Origin of the sequence: Nonomuraea terrae (assembly GCF_004348995.1) — a bacterium.
Taxonomy (GTDB): domain Bacteria; phylum Actinomycetota; class Actinomycetes; order Streptosporangiales; family Streptosporangiaceae; genus Nonomuraea; species Nonomuraea terrae.
In genome coordinates this window covers 1-7267 of sequence record NZ_SMKQ01000310.1, presented here as the reverse complement: position 1 = coordinate 7267, position 7267 = coordinate 1, and the positions used below count along the sequence as shown (strand labels likewise).

At 72.0% G+C, this 7267-nt stretch carries 10 protein-coding genes; 2 read left to right on the top strand and 8 right to left on the bottom strand.

All coding sequences use genetic code 11. The features are described 5' to 3' along the window. Positions 1 to 269: 269 nt before the first annotated feature. The 8 genes from trpA to E1286_RS44590 form a co-directional block, all read right to left on the bottom strand. Entirely contained in the window at positions 270 to 1064 is a 795-nt protein-coding gene (gene trpA, locus E1286_RS44625) for a tryptophan synthase subunit alpha (RefSeq protein ID WP_132623072.1), read from the bottom strand. Positions 1065 to 1186: 122 nt separating this feature from the next. Then, a complete protein-coding gene (gene trpB / locus E1286_RS44620) occupies positions 1187 to 2356 on the bottom strand; it encodes a tryptophan synthase subunit beta (protein WP_187368321.1) in 1170 nt (389 codons plus the stop codon). Between the two features lie 74 nt (positions 2357 to 2430). Next, positions 2431 to 3270: an indole-3-glycerol phosphate synthase TrpC gene (trpC, locus tag E1286_RS44615; RefSeq protein ID WP_132623068.1), complete on the bottom strand. Its 840-nt coding sequence runs from the start codon at positions 3268 to 3270 to the stop codon at positions 2431 to 2433. A gap of 143 nt (positions 3271 to 3413) precedes the next feature. Further along, the gene (locus tag E1286_RS44610) at positions 3414 to 3839 is read right to left on the bottom strand and encodes a DUF2752 domain-containing protein (RefSeq protein ID WP_132623066.1); all 426 of its coding nucleotides are present in this window, start codon (positions 3837 to 3839) and stop codon (positions 3414 to 3416) included. Between the two features lie 17 nt (positions 3840 to 3856). Next, positions 3857 to 4582, bottom strand: coding sequence for a DUF4190 domain-containing protein (locus tag E1286_RS48620; RefSeq protein WP_165970208.1), 726 nt, complete (start codon positions 4580 to 4582; stop codon positions 3857 to 3859). A 108-nt stretch (positions 4583 to 4690) separates the two neighbouring features. Then, a complete protein-coding gene (locus E1286_RS44600) occupies positions 4691 to 5287 on the bottom strand; it encodes a Trp biosynthesis-associated membrane protein (protein WP_132623064.1) in 597 nt (198 codons plus the stop codon). 8 nt (positions 5288 to 5295) lie between these two features. Then, entirely contained in the window at positions 5296 to 5640 is a 345-nt protein-coding gene (gene hisI / locus E1286_RS44595; protein ID WP_165970207.1) for a phosphoribosyl-AMP cyclohydrolase, read from the bottom strand. Positions 5641 to 5705: 65 nt separating this feature from the next. Then, the gene (locus E1286_RS44590; RefSeq protein ID WP_223190920.1) at positions 5706 to 6056 is read right to left on the bottom strand and encodes an STAS domain-containing protein; all 351 of its coding nucleotides are present in this window, start codon (positions 6054 to 6056) and stop codon (positions 5706 to 5708) included. Between the two features lie 119 nt (positions 6057 to 6175). Between E1286_RS44590 and E1286_RS44585 the strand changes: the two genes are divergently transcribed. Together E1286_RS44585 and E1286_RS44580 are read left to right on the top strand one after the other, a co-directional pair. Then, a complete protein-coding gene (locus tag E1286_RS44585) occupies positions 6176 to 7030 on the top strand; it encodes an MEDS domain-containing protein (RefSeq protein ID WP_342776333.1) in 855 nt (284 codons plus the stop codon). Beyond that, the coding region (locus E1286_RS44580) for an ATP-binding protein (RefSeq protein ID WP_132623060.1) at positions 7023 to 7267 on the top strand (245 nt) is incomplete at its 3' end. The genes E1286_RS44585 and E1286_RS44580, both read left to right, overlap by 8 nt.

The following is a 7267-nucleotide window of genomic DNA, read 5'->3' as shown; positions in this document are numbered from 1 at the left end:
GCTCGTACGTCGGGGTGGGGGCCGGTGGAGGAGTGGCGGCGGATGCCGGGGCGGCCATGGCCGTGGCCGCGAGTGCGAGGGCTGCGAGGATCACGGGACCTGGACGCATAGGTGTCCTTCCGGGTCATGCGTCACATTGCTCGGCAGCCCCGATCATCACCCCGCCCCAGACGACACGCCATCGTTTGTCCGGAAATTTCGTCATCCAACCTGACGCACAACGTCAAGCGCGGCCCCCCAAGCGGGGAACCGCGCTCAGTCGCCTCGCGTCAGCGGCGTACGCCCTTGGCCATGTCACGGGCCAGGGCGGCGGCGGACTCGCGGCCCGCGGCCTCGTCGGGCGCGTCGAGCAGGCGGCGGATGAACGCCGAGCCCACGATCACCCCGTCGGCGTAGGCGGCGACCTCGGCCGCCTGCGCGCCCGTGCCGACCCCCAGGCCCAGGCACACCGGCAGGTCGGTGTGCGCGCGGGTGCGGGCGACCAGGCCCTCGGCGGCGGTGTTGACCGTCTCCCTGGCGCCCGTGACGCCCATGAGCGAGGCGGCGTAGACGAAGCCGGTGCAGCAGTCGACGACCGCCTTGATGCGCTGCTCGGTCGAGCTGGGCGCGACCAGGAACACCGTGTCGATGCCGGCCGCCGCGGAGGCCGCGCGCCACGGCTCGGACTCCTCGGGCGTCAGGTCGGGCGTGATGGTGCCCACCCCGCCCGCGTTGGCCAGGTCGCGCGCGAACCGCTCGGCGCCGTACCGGTCGATCGGGTTCCAGTACGTCATGACCAGCGTGGCGGCGCCGGTGGCGGCGACGCCCTCGACCGTGCGCATCACGTCGGCGATGCGGGTGCCGTTGGACAGCGCGCGATGCACGGCGTCCTGGATCGTCGGCCCGTCCAGGAGCGGGTCGGAGTAGGGCAGGCCGATCTCGATGACGTCGCAGCCGGCCTCCACCAGGGCCGCGGCGGCGGCGATGGCGCCGTCCTTGGACGGGAAGCCCGCCGGCAGGTAGCCGACGAGCGCGGCGCGGTTGTCCGCCTTCGCCTTGGCGAAAACCGTCTGAAGAGTCGTCATGTCTGTCCGTTTCGCACTTATTGGCCGCACTCCGTGCGGCGGGCTCGGTCGCTCAAAAGCCGTCGCCTCCAGTCGTCGCCGCGGAAGCTTCGCTCCTTACGGCGACGGCGCTCCCCAGCGGGTCAGAGGTTGAAGTATTTCATCGCCGTGCCCATGTCCTTGTCGCCGCGCCCGGACAGGTTGACCAGGATCGTCGCCTCGGGGCCGAGCTCGCGGCCCAGCTTGAGCGCGCCCGCCAGCGCGTGGGAGGACTCGATGGCCGGGATGATGCCTTCGGTGCGGGCCAGCAGCGAGAACGCCGCCATCGCCTCGTCGTCGGTGATGCCGTGGTAGGTGGCCCGGCCGGAGTCCTTCAGCCAGGCGTGCTCGGGGCCGACGCCCGGGTAGTCGAGCCCGGCGGAGATCGAGTGGGACTCGATGGTCTGGCCCTCGTCGTCCTGCAGCACGTAGGTGCGCGCACCGTGCAGCACGCCGACCGACCCCGCGGTGAGGGTGAGCGCGTGCTCGCCGCTGTGGAGACCGCGCCCGGCGGCCTCGTAGCCGTGCAGCTGCACGCCCTCGTCGCCGATGAAGGCGTGGAAGGCGCCGATCGCGTTGCTGCCGCCGCCCACCGCCGCGCACACCGCGTCGGGCAGCCTGCCGGTCAGCTCCAGCATCTGGCGGCGGGCCTCGACGCCGATGATGCGCGCGAAGTCGCGGACCATCTCGGGGAACGGGTGGGGCCCGGCGACCGTGCCGAACAGGTAGTGGGTGGTGTCGACGTTGGTCACCCAGTCGCGGAACGCCTCGTTGATGGCGTCCTTCAGGGTCTGGGAGCCGTTGGTCACCGGGACCACGGTGGCGCCGAGCAGCTTCATCCTGGCCACGTTGAGCGCCTGGCGCTCGCAGTCGACCGCGCCCATGTAGATGACGCACTCCAGGCCGAGCAGGGCCGCGGCGGTGGCGGTGGCCACACCGTGCTGGCCCGCGCCGGTCTCGGCGATCACCCGCTTCTTGCCCAGCCGCTTGGTGATCAGCGCCTGGCCCAGGACGTTGTTGATCTTGTGAGCGCCGGTGTGGGTGAGGTCTTCGCGCTTGAGCACGAGGCGGGCGCCGCCGGCCTGCTCGCCGAAGCGCGGCACGTCGGTCAGCGTGGTCGGCCGGCCGGCGTACGTGCGCAGCAGGTGGTCGAACTCGCGCAGGAACTCCGCGTCGTTCTTGGCCTTCTCGTAGACCGCGGCGACCTCGTCGAGCGCGGGGATCAGCGCCTCGGGCACGAACCGGCCGCCGAAGAGGCCGAACTTGCCGTGCATGTCGGGGTCGTCACCGTGCGGGCCGTTGCCCACCAGGTCGGCGGCGGTCAGGATGGAGCCTTCGTTTGCCACTGCTATCCCTCTGCTGAGTGGTCGGGGCGCGTCGACGGGTGAGCACCGGCGGTCACCAGCGCCTCCACTGCCTTGCGCGGGTCCTTGCCGGTGACCAGGCTCTCCCCCACCAGGACGGCGTCGGCGCCGTTGCGGGCGTAGGCGAGCAGATCGTGCGGGCCGCGCACGCCCGACTCGGCGATTTTGATGACATTATCCGGGATCTTCGGCGCCAGTTTCGTGAAGACCTCGCGATCGACCTCGAGTGTCTTCAGGTTGCGCGCGTTGATTCCGATGACCCGCGCGCCCGCCGCCAGCGCCCTGTCGAGCTCCTCCTCGGTGTGCACCTCGACCAGCGGCGTGAGCCCGATCGACTCGGCCCGCTCGATCAGTGACACGAGCGCCTCCTGCTCCAGGCACACGACCATGAGCAGGACCAGGTCGGCACCGTAGGCGCGGGCCTCCCAGAGCTGGTAGGAGGTCAGGATGAAGTCTTTACGCAGGATCGGGATGTCGACCCTGGCACGGACCGCCGCGAGGTCGTCGAGGCTGCCGCCGAACTTGCGCCGCTCGGTCAGCACGCTGATGACGTGGGCGCCGCCCGCTTCGTAGTCGGCCGCCAGCGCCGCCGGGTCGGCGATCGCGGCGAGCGCGCCCTTCGACGGGCTGGAGCGCTTGACCTCGGCGACCACCGAGACCCGGTCGCCTCCGAGCGCGGCCATGGCGTCCCTGGGCGGTTGTGCCCGCTCGGCTCGCTGCTTGAGCTCGTCCATCGAGACAGCCTGCTGACGTGCGGCAAGGTCGGCGCGCACCCCGTCGAGGATGTCGTCGAGGACACTCGGCCCTTCCGTCCGCTCACTCACGCGCTTGAGGTCCCTCCGGTCGACATTTGGGGGCGGCGGAGAGTTCGCGTCGCGTCCGCTCTCTGCCTATGCCCTGCATGCTATCGGCCTCCATGGGGTCTCCCCACCTCCGGTCCCCCTGCCGGCCGTCGGCCCAGCAGTACTTAAGGCGCGAGGAACGCCCCGAAGGGGAGATTACGGACCACCCAGTAGACCATGACCACCCCGATGAACACCCACAGCCACGCGGGGTGGGGCAGCGGGACGGGCCGGCCCTTCCAGGCGTGCGCGACCCACCTGCCCCACCAGAACACCAGGAAGGGGATCATCACCACGGTCAGCGGGTTGAGCCCGAGCGCGGCGACCGGGTCGAGATGGGCGAGCGCGTGGATGGTGCGCAGCGTGCCGCAGCCCGGGCAGTACAGGCCCGTGAGCGCCAGGAACGGGCAGGTCGGGTAGTGGCCCGGCTCGTTCGGGTCGATCACGCCGACGAACGCGAACAGCGCGCCCGTCCCGGCCGCCACCCCCAGCGGTGCGAGGAGCGGCCGTAGCCGGGCCGCGCCGCGCCGTCCGGTCGTCGAAGAGGTCATGGTTCCAGTATCGAGCGTCAGTACGAGCTGTCGTACGCGCTCGCACTGGAGGCCAGGCCGAGCATGGCCAGGATGAACCCACCGAAGATCACCCACGTCAGCAGCCAGATCACGACGGTGATGTACGAGGTGACCAGGCCGCCCACGGCCATGCCCTGGCCCTCCTCGCCCGTGCGCTTGATCCTGCTCAGCGCGATGTGGCCGAGGATGACGCCGGGGATGCTGGTGAGGCCGCAGGAGATCAGGCCGACGATGCCCAGCACGAGCGAGGCCACCGCCATGCCGTTGGTGGACCTGGCCTGGGGGGCTCCGTAGGCGGCGTAGCCCTGCTGGCCCTGCTGGCCGTACTGGTCGTAGCCGTAGCCGGGCTGGGCGCCGTAGCCGCCGCTCGGGGGCATCTGGCCGTAGCCGAGGTCCTGCGGATAGCTGGGCGGCTGCTCGCCGTATCCCCCGCCGTAACCGGGCTGCTGGCCGTAGCCGCCACCGCTCCCGGGCTGCTGACCGTAGCCGCCGCCGCTCCCCGGCTGCTGACCGTAGCCGCCGCCGCCGCTCCCCGGCTGCTCGCCGTAGCCGCCCGCGGGCGGCTGGCCGTACCCGCCACCGCCGGGCGGTTGCTGGCCGTAGCCGCCGCCGCTCCCCGGCTGCTGGCCGTACCCGCCGCCGGCGGGCGGCTCCTGGCCGTATCCTCCGCCGGGTGGCTGGGCGCCGTAGCCGCCGTTACCGCCCTGGTCCCCGTAGCTCATGAGCTGGCTCCTCAACTGTTCGTGGCGAGTTGCAACGGCAGCTTATTGAGAAAAGGTTTGCCAAGCCGACAGGGAATCAGAACCGTGGAGAATTCGTCACACCGGGCGTCAGCGCGAATCGGTGGGGTCGTCGCCCCGGTCGAGCGCGTCCCACAGCGCCCGGTCGTCGCTGACCTGCGCGTTCTGCCGGGAGGCGGCCTCGCCGGCGGACCGCTCGTAGCGTGCCGACATGCCCGCCCACCTGGCGCCGCGCACGATCGCGAACACGCCCCCGGCGAACAGCAGCAGCGCGCCGGCGCCGGCGACGGCCGGCCACAGCGGCGCGATCTCCCACCGCAGGCCCGTGGCGGCGTGCACGACGTTCTGCTCGCTGAGCCAGCCGGTGATGTCGGCGGCGTCGAGCGCCCTCCAGGTGGCCGCCGCGGCGCCCGCACCGCACAGGGCCAGCAGCGCGCCGACGATCCGGCGGCCGGCGCCCTTGGTGGCGAGCACGGCCACCACCCCGGCCAGCCCGGCCAGCGCCACGGGCGTCAGCGCGGGGCCGAGCGCGCCGCCGGTGGGCGCCTGCGCGTTCCCGTCACCGCCGGAGAGGACCCGCACCCAGGTCTGGCCCGCGGCGACCAGCACGAGCAGGCATCCGAGGGCGGTCGCCACCACCCAGCCCCACAGCTCTCTCCGCCCGGCCTGTGGTCTCGCCGTCTCCATGGGCCCGCCTAGCCGAGCATCTCGAGGCGCCCGGTGTCGAAGCACGTGCGGTCGCCGGTGTGACACGCGGCGCCGACCTGGTCGACCCGCACCAGGATGGTGTCGCCGTCGCAGTCGAGCGCCACGGACTTGACGTGCTGGACGTGGCCGGAGGTGTCGCCCTTCACCCAGAACTCCCCGCGGCTGCGCGACCAGTACGTGGCCCGGCCGGTGGTGAGCGTCCGGTGCAGCGCCTCGTCGTTCATCCAGGCCAGCATGAGGACCTCGCCCGTGTCGTGCTGCTGGGCGATCGCGGGGACCAGGCCGTCGGGATTGCGCTTCAGCCGGGCGGCGATCTCGGGGTCAAGGGACATGTCGCCATTCAACCAGCCCGTTCCCGTGCCCCGGCCACCGCCGCGGCCGTACGGCGTGCCGCCGGTCAGGCGAGGGCTTGGGAGAGGGTGTCGTAGATCGGGAACAGCGGCGCCAGGTTCGTCCGGCGCAGCCGGCGCAGCACCTGGCCGTCCGGCGCCACCAGGGCCATCGAGCCGTTGCGATCGCGCAGCGTGGCGAGGAGCCGCACCAGGACGCCGAGCCCCGTGGTGTCGATGAAGGTCAGCCCCGTCAGGTCGACCACCAGCCGGGGGCCGTGCGTCTCGACCGCCTCGTCGAGGCATTTGCGCACGTCTGAGACGTTGTCCACATCGATTTCCCCCGCCAGGCTGACCACCACGAGATCGCCGTGTCGGCGTCGCGTCATCTCCAGCGCATCCGCGCCCATGCTCCTCATGACCCCTCCCGTGGGCGACCCCCGCCGAAAAGGTACACCTGCCTGTATCGCGTCACAGTGGGTTTTACAGAGAATGCGCTACGTGATGGTACGGAGCGCAGTAATTTCGGAGGCCACGCGTGCTAGGGAGGGACATCGTGGTGCACGTCGCCGAATCCGTTCTCGATCCTGATTTAGGGGATCATGTCTGCCTTCCGTTCGAGGACGAGCGAGAGCGCATGGCGGCCACGCGGGCCTTCACGGTGAACGGCCTGCGCCGCCGGAGCCTGGTGCTGATCGTCACGCACGCCGACAGCCCGGAGCGGACGCGCGACTGGCTGGCGCCGCTCGTGCCGGGGTTCACCGAGGCCTTCTCGGCGGGGCAGGTCGAGATCCTGGCCAGCGCCGAGACCCACTTCACCGGCGGCGCCTTCGACCCCGCGCGGGTGTACGCGGGACTCGCCGAGGCCGGCGACCGCGCCCGCAGGCACGGCAGGCGGGGCGTGTACGCGCTGGTCGACGCCTCGTGGGGGGTGGGCGACGTGCCGGGGCACGCGGCGTTCGAGGCGGCGGCCAACAAGCTGTTCGGCGAGCGGTGGCTGGCGGCGGTGTGCCAGTACGACCGCCGCCTGTTCGCCCGCGACGACCTCGAACGGGCCGCGTCGGTGCATCCGATCGCGCCCGAGCAGGCGCTGCTGCGCTTCGCCGACACCGGGTCGCCGCGCGGGCTGCGGGTCTGGGGCGACGTCGACCTGACCAACCGGCCGGCGTTCGCCTCGCTGCTGGAGCGGCTGGAGAAGGAGCCGGGCGAGGTGGTGATCGACGCCTCCGAGCTCGACTTCATCGACGCCGGCTCGGCGCAGCTGCTGACCCGCACGGCGATGGCCAGGCCGCGCGGCGCCACCGTGGTCGTCTGCCGCGGCCGCGTCGCCCGGGTGCTGCGGCTGATCAGGGCCGACGAGTTCGTGGCGGTGCGCCGGGTGGACGATGTGTAGGCAGGTGCTCTGCGCCGGCTTCGCGCGGGGGCGCATCACGTCCCTGCGCCGGGCGGTGACGGAGCACGCCAGGTGCGAGGGGCTGACCGGCCGCCGGCTGGAGGACTTCGTGCTGGCGGTCAACGAGATCACCACCAACGCGGTCGTGCACGGCGGCGGTCACGGGCGGCTGCGGCTGTGGGCGTACGGCGGGCGGCTGTGGTGCGAGGTCACCGACTGTCTCTTATACACCTCTGA